This is a genomic window from Natronococcus sp. CG52, assembly GCF_023913515.1.
GTDB classification, from domain to species: Archaea; Halobacteriota; Halobacteria; order Halobacteriales; family Natrialbaceae; genus Natronococcus; species Natronococcus zhouii.
In genome coordinates, this window is the sequence record NZ_CP099391.1 from 538,393 (window position 1) to 556,187 (window position 17,795).

Annotated in this window: 20 protein-coding genes and 2 pseudogenes; 14 read left to right on the forward strand and 8 right to left on the reverse strand. The window is 63.2% G+C overall.

The window, feature by feature from the left end:
• Positions 1-112: 112 nt before the first annotated feature.
• On the forward strand, positions 113-1,291 hold the full coding sequence (locus NED97_RS02800; RefSeq protein WP_252489209.1) for a tubulin/FtsZ family protein: 1,179 nt from the start codon (positions 113-115) through the stop codon (positions 1,289-1,291).
• Between the two features lie 136 nt (positions 1,292-1,427).
• A complete protein-coding gene (cofC, locus tag NED97_RS02805; protein WP_252489210.1) occupies positions 1,428-2,075 on the forward strand; it encodes a 2-phospho-L-lactate guanylyltransferase in 648 nt (215 codons plus the stop codon).
• A 135-nt stretch (positions 2,076-2,210) separates the two neighbouring features.
• On the opposite strand, the gene NED97_RS02810 is transcribed toward cofC, so the two are convergent.
• Entirely contained in the window at positions 2,211-3,167 is a 957-nt protein-coding gene (locus NED97_RS02810) for an alpha/beta fold hydrolase (RefSeq protein ID WP_252489211.1), read from the reverse strand.
• Positions 3,164-3,595, reverse strand: coding sequence for a hypothetical protein (locus tag NED97_RS02815; protein WP_252489212.1), 432 nt, complete (start codon positions 3,593-3,595; stop codon positions 3,164-3,166). The genes NED97_RS02810 and NED97_RS02815 overlap by 4 nt, the downstream gene beginning before the upstream one ends.
• A gap of 499 nt (positions 3,596-4,094) precedes the next feature.
• Here NED97_RS02815 and cofG point away from each other — a divergent pair, with 499 nt between their 5' ends.
• The 3 genes from cofG (at position 4,095) to NED97_RS02830 (ending at position 6,349) form a co-directional block, all read left to right on the forward strand.
• Positions 4,095-5,258: a 7,8-didemethyl-8-hydroxy-5-deazariboflavin synthase subunit CofG gene (gene cofG, locus NED97_RS02820; RefSeq protein ID WP_252489213.1), complete on the forward strand. Its 1,164-nt coding sequence runs from the start codon at positions 4,095-4,097 to the stop codon at positions 5,256-5,258.
• 132 nt (positions 5,259-5,390) lie between these two features.
• Positions 5,391-5,927 (forward strand): Hsp20/alpha crystallin family protein, encoded by a 537-nt coding sequence (locus NED97_RS02825; RefSeq protein WP_252489214.1) that lies wholly within the window; start codon positions 5,391-5,393, stop codon positions 5,925-5,927.
• 179 nt (positions 5,928-6,106) lie between these two features.
• Entirely contained in the window at positions 6,107-6,349 is a 243-nt protein-coding gene (locus NED97_RS02830) for a hypothetical protein (protein ID WP_252489215.1), read from the forward strand.
• A 6-nt stretch (positions 6,350-6,355) separates the two neighbouring features.
• Here the strand turns inward: NED97_RS02830 and NED97_RS02835 are convergent, their stop codons facing one another.
• The 3 genes from NED97_RS02835 to NED97_RS02845 form a co-directional block, all read right to left on the reverse strand.
• The gene (locus NED97_RS02835) at positions 6,356-6,628 is read right to left on the reverse strand and encodes a hypothetical protein (RefSeq protein ID WP_252489216.1); all 273 of its coding nucleotides are present in this window, start codon (positions 6,626-6,628) and stop codon (positions 6,356-6,358) included.
• Positions 6,629-6,731: 103 nt separating this feature from the next.
• Positions 6,732-8,105 carry a 7,8-didemethyl-8-hydroxy-5-deazariboflavin synthase subunit CofH gene (gene cofH, locus NED97_RS02840; protein ID WP_252489217.1) on the reverse strand — a complete coding sequence of 458 codons (1,374 nt, stop codon included), beginning with the start codon at positions 8,103-8,105 and terminating at the stop codon, positions 6,732-6,734.
• 123 nt (positions 8,106-8,228) lie between these two features.
• The gene (locus NED97_RS02845; RefSeq protein WP_252489218.1) at positions 8,229-9,026 is read right to left on the reverse strand and encodes an alpha/beta fold hydrolase; all 798 of its coding nucleotides are present in this window, start codon (positions 9,024-9,026) and stop codon (positions 8,229-8,231) included.
• A gap of 159 nt (positions 9,027-9,185) precedes the next feature.
• On the opposite strand from NED97_RS02845, the gene NED97_RS02850 reads away from it, so the two are divergent.
• From NED97_RS02850 to NED97_RS02865, 4 genes and pseudogenes are all read left to right on the forward strand, one after another.
• Positions 9,186-10,205 carry a phosphoribosylaminoimidazolesuccinocarboxamide synthase gene (locus NED97_RS02850; protein WP_252489219.1) on the forward strand — a complete coding sequence of 340 codons (1,020 nt, stop codon included), beginning with the start codon at positions 9,186-9,188 and terminating at the stop codon, positions 10,203-10,205.
• Positions 10,206-10,486: 281 nt separating this feature from the next.
• Positions 10,487-10,897 (forward strand): hypothetical protein, encoded by a 411-nt coding sequence (locus tag NED97_RS02855; protein WP_252489220.1) that lies wholly within the window; start codon positions 10,487-10,489, stop codon positions 10,895-10,897.
• A gap of 666 nt (positions 10,898-11,563) precedes the next feature.
• Positions 11,564-12,058, forward strand: a complete 495-nt coding sequence (locus tag NED97_RS02860) for a hypothetical protein (protein WP_252489221.1) — start codon at positions 11,564-11,566, stop codon at positions 12,056-12,058.
• 220 nt (positions 12,059-12,278) lie between these two features.
• Positions 12,279-12,527: pseudogene (locus NED97_RS02865) on the forward strand (ribonuclease H); the annotation flags it as partial.
• 283 nt (positions 12,528-12,810) lie between these two features.
• Here NED97_RS02865 and NED97_RS02870 read toward each other — a convergent pair.
• A complete protein-coding gene (locus NED97_RS02870) occupies positions 12,811-13,884 on the reverse strand; it encodes a PAS domain-containing sensor histidine kinase (protein WP_252489222.1) in 1,074 nt (357 codons plus the stop codon).
• Between the two features lie 254 nt (positions 13,885-14,138).
• Between NED97_RS02870 and NED97_RS02875 the strand changes: the two genes are divergently transcribed.
• Positions 14,139-14,354: a hypothetical protein gene (locus tag NED97_RS02875; RefSeq protein ID WP_252489223.1), complete on the forward strand. Its 216-nt coding sequence runs from the start codon at positions 14,139-14,141 to the stop codon at positions 14,352-14,354.
• Between the two features lie 14 nt (positions 14,355-14,368).
• Here NED97_RS02875 and NED97_RS02880 read toward each other — a convergent pair whose 3' ends face one another.
• Positions 14,369-14,527, reverse strand: coding sequence for a hypothetical protein (locus tag NED97_RS02880; RefSeq protein WP_252489224.1), 159 nt, complete (start codon positions 14,525-14,527; stop codon positions 14,369-14,371).
• Between the two features lie 107 nt (positions 14,528-14,634).
• Here NED97_RS02880 and NED97_RS02885 point away from each other — a divergent pair.
• From NED97_RS02885 to NED97_RS02895, 3 genes and pseudogenes are all read left to right on the forward strand, one after another.
• Positions 14,635-14,820 (forward strand): annotated as a pseudogene (locus tag NED97_RS02885) (DUF2267 domain-containing protein); the annotation flags it as partial.
• A 4-nt stretch (positions 14,821-14,824) separates the two neighbouring features.
• Positions 14,825-15,043: a hypothetical protein gene (locus tag NED97_RS02890; RefSeq protein WP_252490670.1), complete on the forward strand. Its 219-nt coding sequence runs from the start codon at positions 14,825-14,827 to the stop codon at positions 15,041-15,043.
• A gap of 154 nt (positions 15,044-15,197) precedes the next feature.
• Positions 15,198-15,359, forward strand: coding sequence for a DUF7576 family protein (locus NED97_RS02895; protein ID WP_252489225.1), 162 nt, complete (start codon positions 15,198-15,200; stop codon positions 15,357-15,359).
• Between the two features lie 4 nt (positions 15,360-15,363).
• Here NED97_RS02895 and NED97_RS02900 read toward each other — a convergent pair whose 3' ends face one another.
• A complete protein-coding gene (locus NED97_RS02900) occupies positions 15,364-16,371 on the reverse strand; it encodes a formyltetrahydrofolate deformylase (protein ID WP_252489226.1) in 1,008 nt (335 codons plus the stop codon).
• Positions 16,372-16,558: 187 nt separating this feature from the next.
• Between NED97_RS02900 and NED97_RS02905 the strand changes: the two genes are divergently transcribed.
• Entirely contained in the window at positions 16,559-17,773 is a 1,215-nt protein-coding gene (locus NED97_RS02905; RefSeq protein WP_252489227.1) for an NAD(P)/FAD-dependent oxidoreductase, read from the forward strand.
• The last annotated feature ends 22 nt before the right edge of the window (positions 17,774-17,795 follow it).

Consider the following 17,795-nt stretch of genomic DNA (forward strand, 5'->3'; position numbering starts at 1 on the left):
CTTCCGTATTGCGGTTTTCCGATACATTCATCCGCTGATGAAAGTCAGTCTATCACAAGACTTATAGTCTCTATCACACTGGTACCAATCCAACGGAGCCCCCTGATAATCAATGAAGCTGGCGATGATCGGATTCGGACAGGCCGGTGGCAAAATCGTCGATCGATTCCTCGACTACGACGATCGGACGAACAGCGGGATCGTCCGCGCGGCAGTCGCCGTCAACTCTGCGAAGGCAGACCTCATCGGTCTCGAGAATATCCCACAGGAGAATCGCGTACTCATCGGCCAGGCCCGCGTAAAGGGCCACGGCGTGGGTGCGGACAACGAACTCGGCGCGGAGATCGCCGAGGAGGACATCGACGAGGTTCAGAACGCTATCGACGCGATCCCGACCCACGAGGTCGACGCGTTCCTCGTCGTCTCGGGAATGGGCGGCGGCACCGGTTCCGGTGGCGCGCCCGTCCTCGCGAAACACCTCAAACGGATCTACACGATCCCGGTCTACGGACTCGGCGTGCTTCCGGGGACGGACGAAGGCGGAATCTACACGCTCAACGCGGCCCGCTCGTTCCAGACGTTCGTTCGCGAAGTCGACAATCTGCTCGTCTTCGACAACGACTCCTGGCGGCAGACGGGCGAGTCCGTCGAGGGCGGCTACGACCAGATCAACGAGGAGATCGTCCGCCGGTTCGGCATCCTCTTCGGCGCCGGCGAGGTCGGCGACGGGCAGGACGTCGCCGAGAGCGTTGTCGACTCCTCCGAGATCATCAACACCCTCTCGGGTGGTGGCGTCTCGACGGTCGGTTACGCCAGCGAGGACGTCGAACTCGGTACGAACGGCGGCCTCCTCTCCCGGTTCACCGGCGGCGAACAGGGCGACGACGATCTGGACGCGGCGAACACGACCAACCGCATCACGAGCCTCGTTCGCAAGGCCGCACTCGGCCGCCTCACGCTCCCGTGTGAGATCGAGGGCACCGAGCGCGCGCTGCTCGTGCTCTCCGGTCCCCCGGAGTATCTGAACCGGAAAGGCATCGAACGCGGGCGGAAGTGGCTCGAGGAGGAAACCGGCAGCATGGAAGTTCGCGGCGGCGACTTCCCGCGCCAGGAGCCGGAGGTGTCGGCCGCGATCTTGCTCTCGGGCGTGACGAACGTGCCGCGGATCAAGCGCCTCCAGCAGGTCGCGATCGAAGCGCAGGACAACATCGACGACATCCAGGCCGAGAGCGAAGAGAACCTCGAAGAACTCGTCGAAGACGACGAGGACGAACTCGAGCCGCTCTTCTAGGCCGGCGCCCTCGCGATCGATCATCGACAGCGCCCGCGTCCGTGCCGGGGGGCACGCGGTGGGTCTCGCGGCGTCGCCGTCGTCGATCTCGGGAGTCCGACGTTCTTTTGAGCGCGTACTGGCAAGCACAGCTAAGATGCACGTCGTCGTTCCGTTCGCCGCCGACACGCCGAAAACGCGCCTCGAACCGGTACTGGCGACCGAGGAGCGATCGGTGTTCGCGCGGGCCATGCTCGAGGACGTGCTGACCGCGATCGAGGCGACCGGCCGCGAGACCACGGTCGTCTCGACGGCGCCGCTCGACCTCGAGGACTCGCTCTCGGCGACCGTAACCGTCGACGATCGGCCGCTGACGGCGGCGGTCAACGATCGGCTCCCGACGAGCCGCGGGGACGAGCCCGTCGCCGTCGTGATGGCCGACCTCGCGCTGACGACGGCGGACGCGCTCGAGCGGCTGTTCGCTGCCGCCGGCGACGTCGTGATCGCGCCCGGACGCGGCGGCGGGACGAACGCGCTCGTCGTGCGCCACCCCGAGTTTCGGGTGGACTACCACGGGGGTTCGTATCTCGACCACCGCGAGATCGCCGCCGAGATCGGGGCCGATCTCGGGACGATCGACTCGTTTCGGCTCGGCACGGACGTCGACGAACCGGCGGACCTCGTCGAGGTACTCGTTCACGGGACCGGCCGCGCTCCCGCCCGCCTCCGGAACCTCGGCTTCGAACTCGACACCAGCGGCGGCCGCGTCGGCCTCGCTCGCGCGGCGGACTCGGTGCGGGACTAGCGCGAACCGTTCGTGTTTAGCTGAATCGAGCCGTCCCAGGAGCGGTACGTCGCTGTACTCGACCGGATCCGGGTATCGTCGTTCGCATTGCGACGCCGCACTGGCGAAAAAGCTGGAGCCGACGTCGACGCGCGTTTATTTGGAGGCTGATTCGGCTTTCACCTGCTCCGTTTCCAGGCCGACGTCTTCCGGCGTCAGTCGCTCGGGGAGGTCCTCGCCGCGGTCACCGGTTACGGCACCGAGGATTTCTTTGAGGTACGCGTTGAACAGCGTCGGGTTCTCGCTCATTGGAAAATGCCCGATTTCCGTCATCTCGATCGCCGTCGCCCCCTCTCCGACGCCCTCGGCGATGTCGAATCCGTCCTCCGGCGTCGTCAGGTAGTCGTACTGTCCGTTCGCGATGAACAGCGGACACTCGGTGGCGTCGATCTGATCGAGTTTATCCCGATAATCGTGATCGACCGAGTAGAAGTACAGATCCCCCTTGAATACGCCGGTGGCGCCCTGTTCGTAGTGGTACATCGTCTCGCGACGAGTGTGATCCGGCCCCTGCGGTGCCATCAGTCCCCAACAGGAGTAGGCGTTTACCTCGGTCGTGTTGACGCGCGGGTGATCGAGCCAGTCGATATAGAAGCCGGGACTGTACGCGCCCGCTTCCAGCCCGACGATCGCCCGGAACCGGTCGGGATACCAGTCGGCCAGTTCCAGCGCGATGTTTCCGCCCATGCTACAGCCGAGGTAGATCGGATCCTCGAGTTCCAGCGCGTCGGCGATCGCGACGATCCGCTCGGCGAACTCCTCCCCGGTCATCGAGTAGTCTTCCAGCCACCACTCCTGGGTCGGCGGGGGCGCAGACTTCCCGTGGTAGGGCAGATCGTACGCGATTACGCGGAACTCTTCGGTGATCTCCTCGTCGGCGAGGACGTGCCGCCACTCCTGATTGTTACAGCCCGCCGTGTGCTGACAGAGAAGCGGGATTCCGTCTTCCGGTCCGTTCTCTTCGAAGTACACCCGGTGAGTCACGCCGCCGATGTCGACGTGGACGTATCGCCCGGTGATCGATTCCACGCTGTCCAGCTCGTCGACGCTCATAGGTTGCCTCCGTCGTTGTGCGCTTTCCGCATCAGGTCGAGCGTCCGCTGGAACGCCCGCAGGTTCTGGAAAATCTTCTCGTTGTCTCCGGCCAGTTCGAGGTGGCCTTCCTCGTTACGGACCGCCGTCCGATAGTGCGACGCGATGATCTCGTGGTTGAACGCCGGCGGCGTCTCCTGGACGAATTCTTCCCACGCTTCCCGCGCGCCTTCGACACCGAACGACCACTGATGGTTCAGTCCCGGATTCGGAGTTATCTCGTCGATTCGGCCGCCGTTCATCGCGACCAGGAACCGCTCGTCGCCGATCTCCACGTAGAAATTCTCGTCGAACTTGTCGTGGCCCCTGACCTGCATCTCCGGATCTTCGTTGACCGTTTCTTTGAAGTGTTCCCACCAGCCGTGGCTGGCAAATTCCGTCTCGGTCACTGTGTATCACGCCCGCTTGGGCATCGCCGTGTGCACTCGGGATCGAATAAAGGAGTTCGATAGTTCCAATCGTTTCGGTGTCTCCGATCCGACGTAATCCCCTCACAACCCTGTCATCCGTCCGCCGCGTCGTTCGTTACCGTCCACAGCGTTGTCCTCGATCGGTGCGAAAGCCGGAACTTCGATCCGAGCGGGCTGTCACTTCGGTACGCTCTTTCGGCGCAGTTGGCCGAATTTCACCGTTATTTCGCCCATTTACTCGCCGTCGTCGAGTCGTCGTCCTACTCGCGGCCGCCGTCCGTATCTCACGGGCGAGCCGCGAGGCTTCCACACCGCATTACTGCGCGATCAACACGCCACTCGCGTTCGGCACATCGACGCTGCCCGCTTCTCGGTCAGTCGATCGCGACGTCTCGGGACCGCCGCCGCGCGTGACCGATCGCGACGCAACTCGAGTCAAAGTGAAACCTTATGTGCGGAGCGGCGACACTCCGAGGTAATGCTCTCCGGTGCGAGCGAGTACGGCGTCGAGGTTACGATCGACGATGCAGCCGTCGAGCGCCTGCTCGCGGTGGATCCCGGCGACGTCGAGGCCCCGCCGGAACTGAGTTTCGCGCGGAACGTCTTCGTCCCGCTGACGACGGCGTGTCGCTACACTTGCACCTACTGTACCTACTTCGATCCGCCGGGAGCGGCCTCGCTGCTCTCGCTCGAGGAGGTCCGTGACATCTGCGAGCGCGGCGCCGACGCCGGCTGTACGGAGGCGCTCTTTACGTTCGGCGACGACCCCGACGACCGCTACGCCGAAATCCACGATCAGCTCGAGGAGTGGGGTCACGACTCGATTCACAGCTACCTGCGCGAGGCCTGTGAGGTCGCGCTCGAGGAAGGCCTGCTCCCGCACGCGAATCCGGGCGACCAGACGCGCGAGCAGATGGAGACGGTCGCCGACGTCAACGCCAGCATGGGCGTGATGCTCGAGACGACGGCCGAGGTCGACGCCCACGCCGGCTCCCGGCGAAAGGAGCCGGGACAGCGGTTGCGAACGATTCGGAACGCGGGCGAACTCGACGTGGCGTTCACCACGGGAATCCTCGTCGGGATCGGCGAGGACTGGCGCGACCGAGCCGAGAGCCTTCTCGCGATCCGGGAGATGCACGAGCGCTACGACCACATCCAGGAGGTGATCGTCCAGCCGGTCGCGACCAACGAGCGTTGGTCCGGGGAGACGCCCGGCCTCGAGACGATGCGGCGGGTGACGGCGATGGCGCGGGCCGCCCTCCCCGAGGAGATCTCCGTGCAGGTGCCGCCGAACCTCGCGCCGGCGCGGGACCTGATCGACTGCGGGGTCGACGATCTGGGCGGCGTCTCGCCGGTAACCGACGATCACATCAACCCCGACTACAAGTGGCCCGCGCTCCGGGAACTCGAGGAGATCGCCGCCGAGGCCGGGCTTCCCCTGCGCGAGCGACTCCCCGTCTACGAGCGCTTCCTCCCCGCCGATCTACGGACGAACGAGTTCGACGGCGTCGGGGCCGACGGAACCGGGCCGGACGAGACCAGCCGGGAGTGGATTTCGCCGCAGATTCGGGACGCGATCGAGGCCGACGACTCCGCCGGTGATCGCTACCGGCGGGTACTCCGGCACGGAACGCCCGAGTAACGGCCGGTTTCGCCGAACTTTCTCTCGTTTTGCGCCGAATAGCTTATAGGCGATTAGTGTAATGGGTCCTGATATGGTAAGACATACCATTAAGATCCTGTCCACGGTTCGGACCGTCAGCGGTGATACCCGATGAGCGACGATCCGTCCGACGACGGGGAGGACGAGAGTTCCGATCGACCCCCCGACGACGAGAGAACGAACTCGAGCGGGTTTCGTCTCGAGGCCGGACTACGGCCGTTATCGGACATCCTCGGCACTCTGTTCGAGGTTTCCGTCACCGACGTCCCGCCACCACCGACGGAGCCGCCCGACCGGTCGGTCGCGGACGACGAAACGCCGCGTCGGTCGGAGGGCGACTCGCAGCGCTCGGTAGACCGCGAGCGAACGGATCGCCCCCGGAAGAAGCGTCAGCGCACGTTCCCGTCCGACGGGTACCTGATCGATACCCGACGCGAGAACGGAGAGTTCGTCGTCACCGCCGACATCCCGGGCGCGAGCGTGAACGATCTCTCTATCGGGATCGATCCCCGGACGAACGAACTGGTGATCGGTATGACGGGATCCGTCCTCGAGCGCATCGAGCCGCCGTGGCGGTCGAGCGAGGCGACTCGAGTGCGGTTCAACAACGGCGTCCTCGAGGTCCGGCTGCGATCGGACGAACCCTGAACCGAACCGCGAGGTCCAGTCGGAATCGGTTTGCGCCGTTCGCGTCCATCGGCAGCGCCGTCGAAGGGACTACCCGCGACGCAGCCGACGGACTTCGAACGACACGGAAACGGCCAATTCGGCGGACGTACCAGTACTTCGTCTGAGAGCTATATCTCCGTCCGCGTCGTAGTTTCCGTATGGACAGTGATACGATCGCGTTCGGCGCTCCGATTGTCGGACTCTTTCTCGGCGCGGTGATCCTCGTGGTCAGCCTCTTCGTGAGCGGCCTGACTATCGTGGCCGCCCTCGGCGGACTGATCGGCCTGCTCAGCATCGCTGCGCTCGCGATCGCGGTCGCCCGTTCCGTGGGCGAAGAGCCGTCGGTCAGCGTTACCCGACGCGGAGGCGGCGAGCCACGGCGCGCTCGCAGGGCGGAGTGAACCGGCTCAGGTGATCCGGTAGCGATCCCCGTTTACCCGCTCGAGCGTCGCCGTCTCGTGCAGGGTGAGGACCCGTCCGGTCGGGTTCGATCTGATCGCGGCGTCGGCGTCGACGCCCTCGAGCGTACCCAGTAGCTGTGCCTTCGGTGGACCCTGGGTCGCGCCGCAGTCGTAGACGGTGAGCAGCCCGCGCTCTCCGTCCTCACGCTCGTAGACGACGAGACGGGCGTGGTTCGGCAGGTGCCAGCTTTGCTCGCCGATCTGGTGGAGATGATTCATGCTCACTACCGCGGCCAGCGCGAGGAAAAGGCTCCGCTGCGGCAGTACCGGGCCGTGGTGTTCGAACGCAGTATCGATCCCAGTTACCGATTTCCGATTTCGATCAGTCGTCGGCAGGGACGGTCCGCTCCTCCCGCGTGAGCAGCGGCGTCCCGTCGGCCTCCGGCCCGAGTTCGGGGCCGAACGGCGGTTCGTCGGGGTCAATCACGCGTCGCTGCTCGTAGTCGGTCGAGCGCTCGACCGGGATCCGTCCGATCGAGCGGACGAGGTCGACGTAGTCGGAAAACGAGCGGAACTCGCCGTACTCGCCGCCGGCGCGCTTGGTGATCTCCTCGGAGAGAATCGTCCCCATGAAGTCGTCGGCGCCACAGGAGAGCATCTTCAGCCCTTGCTCGTCGCCGTACTTGACCCACGAGGACTGGATGTGCTCGACGTTGTCGAGGAAGAGCCGCGAGACGGCGATCATGAGTTCGTCTTCGTCGTCGCTCGCGCCGCCGGAGACGACGTCGTGCTCGAACAGGGGCGTGTTCTGGTGGACGAACGAGAGCGGGACGAACTCCGTGATCGCGCCGTCGACGCGGTCCTGGAGGTCCCGAACCCGTTTCAGGTGCATCGCCCGGTGGGCCTCGTTCTCGACGTGGCCGTACATGATCGTGGCCGTCAGCCCCAGTCCGACGTCCGCGGCGGCCTCCATCGCCTCGAGCCACCCCCGGGTGTCGATCTTGCCGGGACAGATCACGTCGCGAACCTCGTCGACGAGGATCTCGGCGGCCGTGCCGGGGACCGTATCCAGTCCCGCCTCCCGTAGACGATCGTAGACCTCCTCGTACGACCAGTCGGTCCCCCGGCGCGCGTGGTAGGCCTCTTCCGGGGTCATCGAGTGGACGTGAACCCCGTCGACGCTCATCGCGTCGATCTGCTCGACGTAGGTGCCGGGATCCGTCGCGTACCGCGCGGGCGGTTTGAAGTTGACCTCTTTGGGACGGGGGTGGGCCTCGAGGATCTCGAGGTGCTCGTCGTCGAGCGCGAATCCGGGGTGGAGTCCGGAGACCGAGCAGACCTCGTAGATCCCGCGCTCGACTGCGTTGGCGACGATCTCGCGCGATTCGGCGGGCGTCTTGGTGAACCCCTGGGTCTCGACGTCGGCGTCGCGCTCGAAGGTGTGAGCGGCGTCCTTGAAGTTGCAGAACAAGCACCCGACGTTGCAGGCGGTCGTGACGTTGTTGTTCAGGTTCGCGACGAAGGTCACCTCCTCGCCGACGACCTCGGCGCGGCGCCGATCGGCGGCCTCGAGCACCCGTTCTTTGCGTCGCCGGTCGATGCCCTCGACGTCCGTTCCCGTCGTCAGTAACTCGGTGGCGTCGTCGACTGCCAGTCGGTCGCCACGCTGTGCCTTCTCGAGTGCGTTCTCGAACGATTGGTCGGTTTCGGGAACGTGGTCGAACGTGAGGTCGGCCTCGGTCACCGGTCGCTCCATCGGCGTACCAATGCCGGTACAGCGAGAAAAGGGTGATGGATCGTTCGTTCCGTCCGCTCGAGGTAGTCGCGTCTCGGTCAGGACGACCGCTCGATCCGTACCACTCGCGGACCGTCCACGGACTCACGACTCGTCCGACTCGTTGCGGGCGGTGCCGGTGAGAATCAACTGTGCGGCCTCTTCGGGGGCATCCCAGTGGGGGTAGTGCCCGCTCCCCTCGAACCAGTACAGTCGCGCGTCGGGAAATCGGGCCATCGCGCGCTTTGCCTGACGGGGAAGCGTGACCCGATCCTTGCGCCCCCAGCCGATCACGATCGGTCCCGGTGCGGAGTCCGTCCCCGGTTGGCCGGATCCGAAGGCTAATCGACGAAGCAGTTCGTCGAAGGAGGGGGAGTCGGCGAAGGTTCGCATCTCCTCGCGGGCGACGTCGGCGGACAGCTTCCAGGGGCGAGCGGAGAGCTGGGCGAGGAGCAGGGTTCGACCCGCGGCACTGGCGGTAAGTTGGTCCATCACCGGTTGCAGCAAGCGGACGAGGCGAATCGACGGGGCGAGGGTCGCGTAGAAGAAGTACCGCTCCCATCCCGTCCAGAACCCGCCCGGAGCGAGCGCGACGGTCGCGCCAACGTCGCCCCGGCGTGCGAGTTCGAGGACGAGTCGTCCGCCCATCGAGTTCCCGACGACGTCGACTCCCTCGAGATCGTTTTCACCCAGAAACGAGGCGACGGCCTCGGCGAGGGTGTCGATGGAGACCTCGCCCGACAGCGGCGGCGTCTCGCCGTGGCCGGGGAGATCCACCGCGATCACCTCGCGATCGGCGGCCAGCGTATCGAGTACCGGCATCCACGTCCGCCAGCTTCCGCCCAACCCGTGAACGAGGAGCAGCGGCTCGCCACTCCCACGTCGTCTGTGATTCATCTCCATACGCTTCGAAGGGCTGGTAGCTGCGTAGATCTTCCCCACCAATAAGTACGTAAGGTGGGCGCGAATTAGCGACTGGTCCGATACTGAAACCTTCTTAGGGTCCGGCCACCGCAACTGATACATGAACTGCGGCGTCCCAGCTATCCGCGGGTGTCTCGAATGACGAGCGTCAAAGAGTTCCACATCGAGGAAGAAGCGACGTCCGACAGTCTCGGGCAGGGCTCGTTCGTCTTCACCGACGACTACTCGGTGTTCGACTGGGGGAAGATGCCCGACCAGATTCCCGACAAGGGGGCCAGCCTCTGTACGATGGGCGCCTTTAATTTCGAACTGCTCGAGGACGCGGGCGTTCCGACCCACTACCGCGGCGTCGTCGAGAACGGCGAGATCCTGTCGCTCGAGGACGCCTCGCGACCGCCCTGGCAGATGGCCATCGATCTGACTCAGGTTCCGAGGCTCCCAAACGAGGGCCGAGAGTACGACTACGACCACTATCACGAGGCGGCCGGACAGAACTACCTGATCCCGCTCGAGATCGTCTTCCGCAACCGCGTCCCCGTCGGCTCGAGTCTCCGCCGACGGACCGATCCCGCCGATCACGGCCTCTCGTTCGAGAGTTGGCCCGACGAAGCCGTCGACCTCGAGGAACCGATCGTCGAGTTCTCCACGAAGTACGAGGAGGGCGACCGCTATCTCGACCGCGAGGAGGCCGACGCCATCGCCGGCAAGGCGGACATCGCCGACCTCGAGTCGATCGCCGACGAAGTCAACCGAGTCGTCACCGATCAGGCCGTGGAGACCGAACTGTTCCACGAGGACGGCAAGATCGAATGTTGCTACTACGACGGCGGGATTCGAGTCGCCGACGTCGTCGGAACGTTCGACGAGAACCGCTTCAGCTACGGCGAAACGCAGCTGTCGAAAGAAGTCCTGCGCCAGTACCACAAGCGCACCCAGCCCGAGTGGGTCCAGGCCGTCAAGGCCGCGAAAGCCGAGGCGAAACGGGAGGACGTCGCCGACTGGAAGTCGCTCTGTGATCTCGAGCCGAAGCCGCTCGACGAGCGCGTGCTGAAGACCGCGCGGAACATGTACTGCGCCGGCACCAACACCTACACCGGACTGGACGTTTTCGACGCGCCGCCGCTCTCGAGTGCGGTCGGCTCCGTGCAGGGACTGTAACCCTCTCTGGCCCCGTTGAAAATTTCCTCTTTGTATGAGATTTCATCTGAAATAGCCGTCACGTGGATGTGCGAACCTACCGCTGGTACTGCTATCAGCTACCGGCGATGCTGGTAGAGCCGTGCTGAATACGGGGCGCGTAGTCAGTGCGAGTCAGGGCCCGATCACCGTGGAATAGTGATTGGTCAATACAGGCCACAGAGATACTATCATTGGAAAAGATTTATTATTTATAAATAAAACTCATTTTTATGAATGTTATATCGGTATCTCGCCGGCACGTGATTGCTATACTCGGTCTTTCATCACTTGCAGGCTGTTTAGATGCTGTCCCGCTCAGGTCTGATAGTAAAACAGGCGTCCCGTTGGGAAGCCTTTTCATACATAATCCAAGTGAAGAACCACAATCAGTACAACTGCGACTCGAACGTGCGGATGAAATCGTTTATGAAGGTGATGTAGAAGCAGCGGAAGGATACGAAATTATCGACCCGTCGTGGTCAACGGAACCAGCCGAGTATACCCTGCTGTACGCCACTGATGAAGAAATCGGAAGCGCTTCGATTCCCACGGATTTCGAAGGAATGGCGAATTCAGCAGACTGCTACCACGCACTGTTTAACTTCCACGGTCCGCTGGAACCACAGGTTGAATTACGGGATTCTGATGAGTTTGCTGAGGGCACCTGTTAATCAATTCTCAGTTTGCAGGACCTCTTTCGGGTAATTCAGCAAACACCGGGTGAAATAAAGCAAACTGCTGTGCTGCACACATCCTCTCTATCAGCACACCGCTCTTGACAGGTACTCGGTAGTTCGAACCGGTTTTGCTGAACCCACAGAGCAAATGTAACACGAGAGCCTCGGTACCCTATTCAGTTGACGAACTGGCCGATGAGGAGATAGTTTGAAACCGATTGCGTGCACTCAACAGGTATGCGAGGGCGGCAAACGCGACTACTATCTGTGGTACCTGTGTGAAGCCGAAGACAGTTGCTCCGAGTGCAAGGTCAAGCACCAATAGTGTATATAGTACGACAGCTGCGACCCATCCCACGAGGAAACCCCGCCACAGCAAGTAGGCGATAGCGAATCCAGCAAATCCCGCCCAGACCGCCGTCCGCCCCTCCGGTACAGCGTAACTAATCGCAAAAAGGCTCGTTACCAAACGCTCGACACTGTATAGCACCGTAATCAGGACGACTCCGACGGTGCCGAGCGGTTGGGAGCGTAATGACTCTACATTCATACCAAATTCTTCAGTCTGGTATACATAAGCATTTATTCCGTACGGGGGTGTGGCGATCTCACCGCCAGTTAAAGAAAACAATCTTGTCTGCTGAGAGAAAATCAGGCACTATGACAGTGTCGTCTCCCTCTCGTCGTTTTCTCCTCCAGACGATCGCTGGTGTGATTCTCGGTGTAGTGGCCTACTTGAGACAGCCTCGCTGGCCGGGGTTCTTTGGAGGATATATAGAGGCCACACCGCTCGAACCGCTGATCGATCCCGAGGAGCACGATGACCAACTCCCGCCAAATGAGTTCGTCACCCCTTCGAGCGACAGTAAACTGGTCGACCTTGTCCCGTTACAAGACGCGTTACAACAACCCAGCGAACAGATAGAATTATCGCGACGTGAATTCGGCGACGCGTACAGCGTCTTAGAGGAGTTCCCGGTGTTCGAACCGCACCACCACGAGGGACACGATCACCCAGCAGTTAGCCACGGTGGAATCTACGTCCGTGATGCAGAATATACGTATGTAATCCAACTTATTCCGTGGTGTAGCAACGTGTGGTGGATCGAAACGAGAGGAACTCCCGAAGGACGGGCCTCCTGTGCCGAGCGATAGTGGTGCTTCGGGACTTTCGAATTAGATCTGCCGAAAAATTGTTGTGTTCTGTGAGTGATCCTCTGAATTCCGCTAATTGTGTACTTCCTGACTTCAACTCCGTAGATATCACCTGTAGCTGAAAAAATCCGAGGGTCGGTTCGAAACTGCACGTAGCGATCGATTCAGCGCCGATGGATGGTACTTAACTGCCGCGTCGTGATGGATACATCCACTATATTCCGAACTGTTGGCTCGCTACGAGCCACGCAGGCTGGAAGTGCAAATCGATTCGATGACGGTCATCCGAGACGTCAGGGGTGGCGATGACCCGACGGAACCGGGCGTCGAGACGTACAGCGAGGCCGTCACGGCGGCACTGTCGAGCATCCCGGAACACCAGTACACGCATCTGGCCGACAGCGACCCGAACCCCGCCGACGCACTGGCGACGGTGGGAGCCGATATCGCGGCCTTCGGACCGGGATAGTAGAGTTACGCCGCTTACAATTCGAACTCCCGGCTCCGTTAGAATCCTCAGAAGCTACTAGAAACCACGTACTGACTACACCCTCTGTATTCAGAACTGTGTTCTCGACAGCTATCAGTGAAATCGATTGCCACTCCGTCACCTGCTCGCCCTGTACGTAGTCCGATTAACGGACAGTTGGCAACAACAGAACATCTCAACATCGAAAACAGACTGCGCGTAGGTGGACTGTTTTCAGTCGGAGAAAGCCGTCAGCGCTGGCCCGTCGAACGACCAGAACAGATCAGGGACTCGGCAGCGTCACGAAGAAGGTCGATCCCTCGCCGGGTTCGGACTCGACCTCGATGCTGCCGCCGTGGCGCTCGACGATCCGTTGACTGAGTGCGAGTCCGATCCCCGTTCCCTCGTACTCCTCGCGGCTGTGCAGGCGGTCGAAAACGTCGAAGATCCGCTCCTGGTCGTCCGGATCGATGCCTATCCCGTTGTCGCTGACGGCGACGATCCACTCGCCGTCGCTCCGTTCGGCCTCGACGTGGATCCGCGGCGGCTCGTCGCCGCTGTAGGTGATCGCGTTACTGAGCAGGTTCTGGAAGAGCTGCCGGAGCTGACTCCGGTCTCCCGAAACCGTCGGCAGGGAATCGACCGTTAGCTCGCCGTCCCGTTCCTCGAGTGCGATCTGCAGATCCGTCCGGACCCCCTCGAAAATCTCGTCCAGATCGACCGGTTCGAACGGGTTGCCGCGGGTCTCGATCCGGGAGTACTCGAGCAGCCCCTCGATCATCGCCCGCATCCGCTCGGCGCCGTCGACGGCGAACTCGATGAACTCCTCGGCGTCGTCGTCGAGTTCGTCGGTGTACCGGCGCTCGATCAACTCGAGGTAGCTCGTGATCATCCGCAGCGGCTCCTGCAGGTCGTGTGAGACGGCGTAGGCGAACTGCTGGAGGCGTTCGTCCGACTCCACCGCCTCCTGCTCGTTTTGCTTTCGTTCGGTGATGTTCCGGTAGGTAACGACGCCGTACGAGTCGCCCTCGTACTCGGTCCGCGTCACGGTCAGCTGGAACCACCGCGCTTCGGTCGGCGAGCGACACGGGTACTCGAGCGAGAATCGTTCCTGCTCGCCGTCGAGAACGGCCCGGGTTCCGTCGGCGGCTTCGGCCGCGTACGGGCTGTCAGAGCCGTCACAGACGGAAATGTAGTTTGCGCCGACGCCGTCGACCGGCGGCCGGAGCTCGTCTTGCTGGGCGAACGTTTTCCACGCCTCGTTCGTCGCCAGGATCGTCCCGTCAGAATCCAGTACTGCGATATTCGACGACAAGGTATCGAGGACGTGAAACCCCAGCCCCTCGGGAATCTCCATACACGTTCGTCCGGACGGAGGGGTAAATGCGATTCGGTTGTTCGAGTCTGATACGGGATCATACGGCTTCTCGCCGCAAGTGAACCGCTCTCGACGATTGTCTCGCGTATCGATGGCTCCGTCGTGTCTCGATTCGCCGGCTCTCGATCGGCCGTCTCGAGCACGGGACGCTGGTTTGCTCATCACCCCGGACCGGGACGGACGCGGAGAGAAACTCTCATAGGTGGGGGGTCGTAACGTGAGATCGAGCGCTAATGAGTCCCGTCACTACCAGTGGCATCGTAGCGAGTATCGCCCTGTTCGACCCCACGATCGGCATTACGGCCGTCGCGACCGTCATGCTCTCGCTGTTCGTGCTCGCGATGGTGTTCTTCGCCGTCGCACCGCTCGTCTCCTCGTCGTGGACCGAACAGTTCGGCGTCGCCTCGAGCGGCTCCTCCCTCGAGGCCGAAGCCAACGAAGCCGACTGAACGCCCGATTCGCGTCAGTCCTCTTCCGTTCCGTACTGTTCTCGCACCAGGTGAGCGACGCCGCGTTCCTCGAGGACGTCTATCGTCACCCAGCAATCGGCGATGTGTGGGTCTCGATCCGTCTGCCCTCGTCGATGTCGTTCCGCGCGGTGACCACCGCACCCTCCGCTCACAGCTTCCTGACGAACTCGAGGCGCCGTTCACCGAGGCGAGGGGGTCCGCTGGCGGCCTTGCATCTGAGGTCCAAATACCGACACCGGTCACCGCCGAACGTCCATCTATGCAGGAAGACGAATTTTACGAACTCGTACAGGAGGCGAGTCACCTCGACACGATCGAGCGCGCGCAGGTCGCGAGCGAGGCCGTCATCGAGACGCTCGGCGAGACCCTGACCGGCGGCGAGGCCGAGGACGTCGCGAGTCAGCTGCCGCCCGAACTGGCCGGCGTCATCGAGGGCGCCGACCACGACGGTGCCGGCTACGGCCGCGACGAGTTCGTCGACCGAGTCGGCGAACACCTCCAGGGGGGGCGATGTCGAGTCGGACGACGCCGAACGGTACGCCGAGGGCGTCACCGACGCGATCACGGTCGCCCCGACGGAGGGCGAACCCGAGGATCTGAAGTCCCGGCTCGACGGCGATCTTTGCCCGCTGTTCGAGGACGTTGCGGTCGATCAGGGGAACGTATAGGACGTTCGGGCTGCCGCGCTCGAACCGAGATTCCGGTCGGAGATTCCGCTTTTCCTGCAGTCGTCCGAACAGCGGCGCGACGAGCGGCGTACCGAATGGCCGATACCGCCGCAACAGGTTCGTTCAAGTGGCTGACGCACCACGTCGGTTAGCAATGAGTGATTCGACCGACGAGGACGCCCCCGAGTGTCGAGCGTGTGGCGACCCGGTAACCGAGGGTGGCGAGCGACGAGTCGTAAGTATCGTCGAGAACGGCGAGGCGGTCCACTACCAGTTCTGCAGCGCGGCGTGTCTCGAGTCCTGGGACCGTTCCTAACTCGTCAGTTTGCCGGCGTCTCGGATTCCGCCTCTCGTTCCGACTCGTCGCCGTCCGTCTCGCGCTGGGCGTCCGCGACGGCGCTGCCGATCCCGTCGACCGGCCGATCCGGCGTGATCTCGTCCATCTCTCCCGGCAGTCCGAGCTGGTAGCGGGTGCCGTTCTCGCGAACGCTCGTTCTGCCGCGGTGGACCGAGACGTCGCCGTTCAGGTGGAGCCGAACCGCCTCGAGCAGCGCGTCGGCCTCGAGGGGCTGGCCGCGGCGTTTCATCTCCGCGAGGTCGGCCTCGTCGGGGACGTCGAACGCGCGCTGGGTGATGATCGGCCCCTGATCCAGGTCCGTCGTGACGTAGTGGGCCGTGACGCCCGCCACGCGGACACCCTCTTCGATGGCCTGTCGATAGGCCTCGGCGCCGGGGAACGCCGGCAGCAGCGAGGGGTGAACGTTGATGATGCGGTCCTCGTACCGGAAGACCACGTTCGGAGAAAGAATGCGCATGTAGCGCGCGAGGACGATCAGGTCGGCGTCGTACTCGGCGAGGAGCTCGAGGAGCCGTTCCTCGTTCTGCTGGCCCTTCTCGTCACCGATGTCGTGGAACGGGACGTCGTAGTGCTCCGCCAGCGGCTGGAGCTCGTCGTGGTTCCCGATGACGACGCCGATATCCGCGCCGAGTTCGTCGTTCGCCCAGGCCTCGAACAGCGCCTCGAGGCAGTGACTCTCCTTGGTGCCGAGCACGGCGATCTGCTGGGTCTCGCGGTCGGCCGGGAACCGGACCTGGACGTCGAGTCCGAGGTCCTCGCCGAGTTCGTGGAGATCCTCCCGAAGCTTCGCCTCGGTACAGACCATCTCCGCGGTGTCGACGGCGAGGTACATCCGGAAGACGCCGTCGCGGACCGCCTGATCGAGGTCCTCGATGTTGGCTCCGCGCTCGAACAGGAGGCTGGTCACGCGGGCAACCAGCCCGGTATCGTCGTCTCCGATTACGGTAATTTCAGTCACGTCGGTCGTCATCGCAGCCACCTCCGCTCGAGCGAAGATCGGGTCATCAGTACTGATCTCAGTCTATGGGCGGCTAAAAGTCCTGCTTTCCGTCGATATCCCTGAGAACGAACCTGTAGTAACACTTTCTTCTATATTATTCAAAATTAGTAATTTCTAACCTAGTATTATTAAGTACGTGGAACCCCATCGGTTCGGTATGAACGCCACCGATCTCGAGGTCGCGATCGTCGGCGCCGGTCCGGCGGGAATCGGTACCGCTGTCGCGCTCGAGCGACTCGACGTCGAGTACGCGATCCTCGAGCGCGACCGTATCGGTGCCTCGTTTCGCAACTGGCCCGACGAAATGCGGCTGCTGACGCCGTCGTTCCCCGCCAACGCCTTCGGCGTGCGCGACCTGAACGCCGTCACGATCGACACCTCGCCGGCGCTGGCGCTCGACCGCGAACACCCGACCGGCGACCAGTACGCGGACTACCTCGAGGCCGTCGCCGAGTTCCACGAGGTTCCCGTCGAGACGGGCGTCGACGTGGAAGCCGTCGTTCCCGACGGCGGTGAGAGAGACGAGAGTGACGGGGTTACGCTCGAGACCGCGGACGACTCAATCCGGGCCCGGTACGTCGTCTGGGCGGCGGGACAGTACCAGTATCCGTCCAGCGGCTCGATCGAAGGCGGCTCACACGGCGTCCACGTCGCCGACGTGGATTCGTGGGAAGCGTACGCCGACGACGCCTCGAGCGAGGGAATCGATGGAAGACCGCAGGCCGTGGCCGACGGCTCCGGCGCGGCGGCCGAGCGCGCGGCCGACGCCGTAGTCGTCGTCGGCGCCGAGAGCGGGATCGACGCGGCACTCGGCCTCGCCGAACAGGGGCTCTCGGTCACGGTGCTCGACGACGAGGGAACCTGGCGGTTCCGCAGTCCCGATCCCAGCGAGGTGCTCTCCCCGCGAACGAACGAGCGACTCGAGGCGGCCCTCGAGGACGGGAAGCCGATCGATCTCGTTCCCGAGGTGCGCGTCGGGGATATCGAAAGCGACGACTGCGGGGGATCGCACGTCGTGCACACGAGGGACGGCAACCGGTTCCGGTCGCGAACGCCGCCGATTCTCGCGACCGGGTTCGAAGGAAGTCTCTCGCTGGTCGACAACCTGTTCGCGTTCGACGGCGAGTTCCCGGAACTGACCGACCGCGACGAGTCCACCGAGACGCCGGGGCTGTTTCTCGCCGGCCCCCAGGTCGCTCACAACGGCCAGCAGTTCTGCTTCATCTACAAGTTTCGCCAGCGGTTCGCCGTCGTCGCAGAGGCGATCGGCGAGCGCCTCGGGGTCGATACCGACCCGCTCGAAGCCTACCGCGAGAAACGGATGATTCTCGAGGATCTCGAGTGCTGCAAGCCCGACTACTGCGACTGCTGATCGCCGACACAGTCGAAAACAC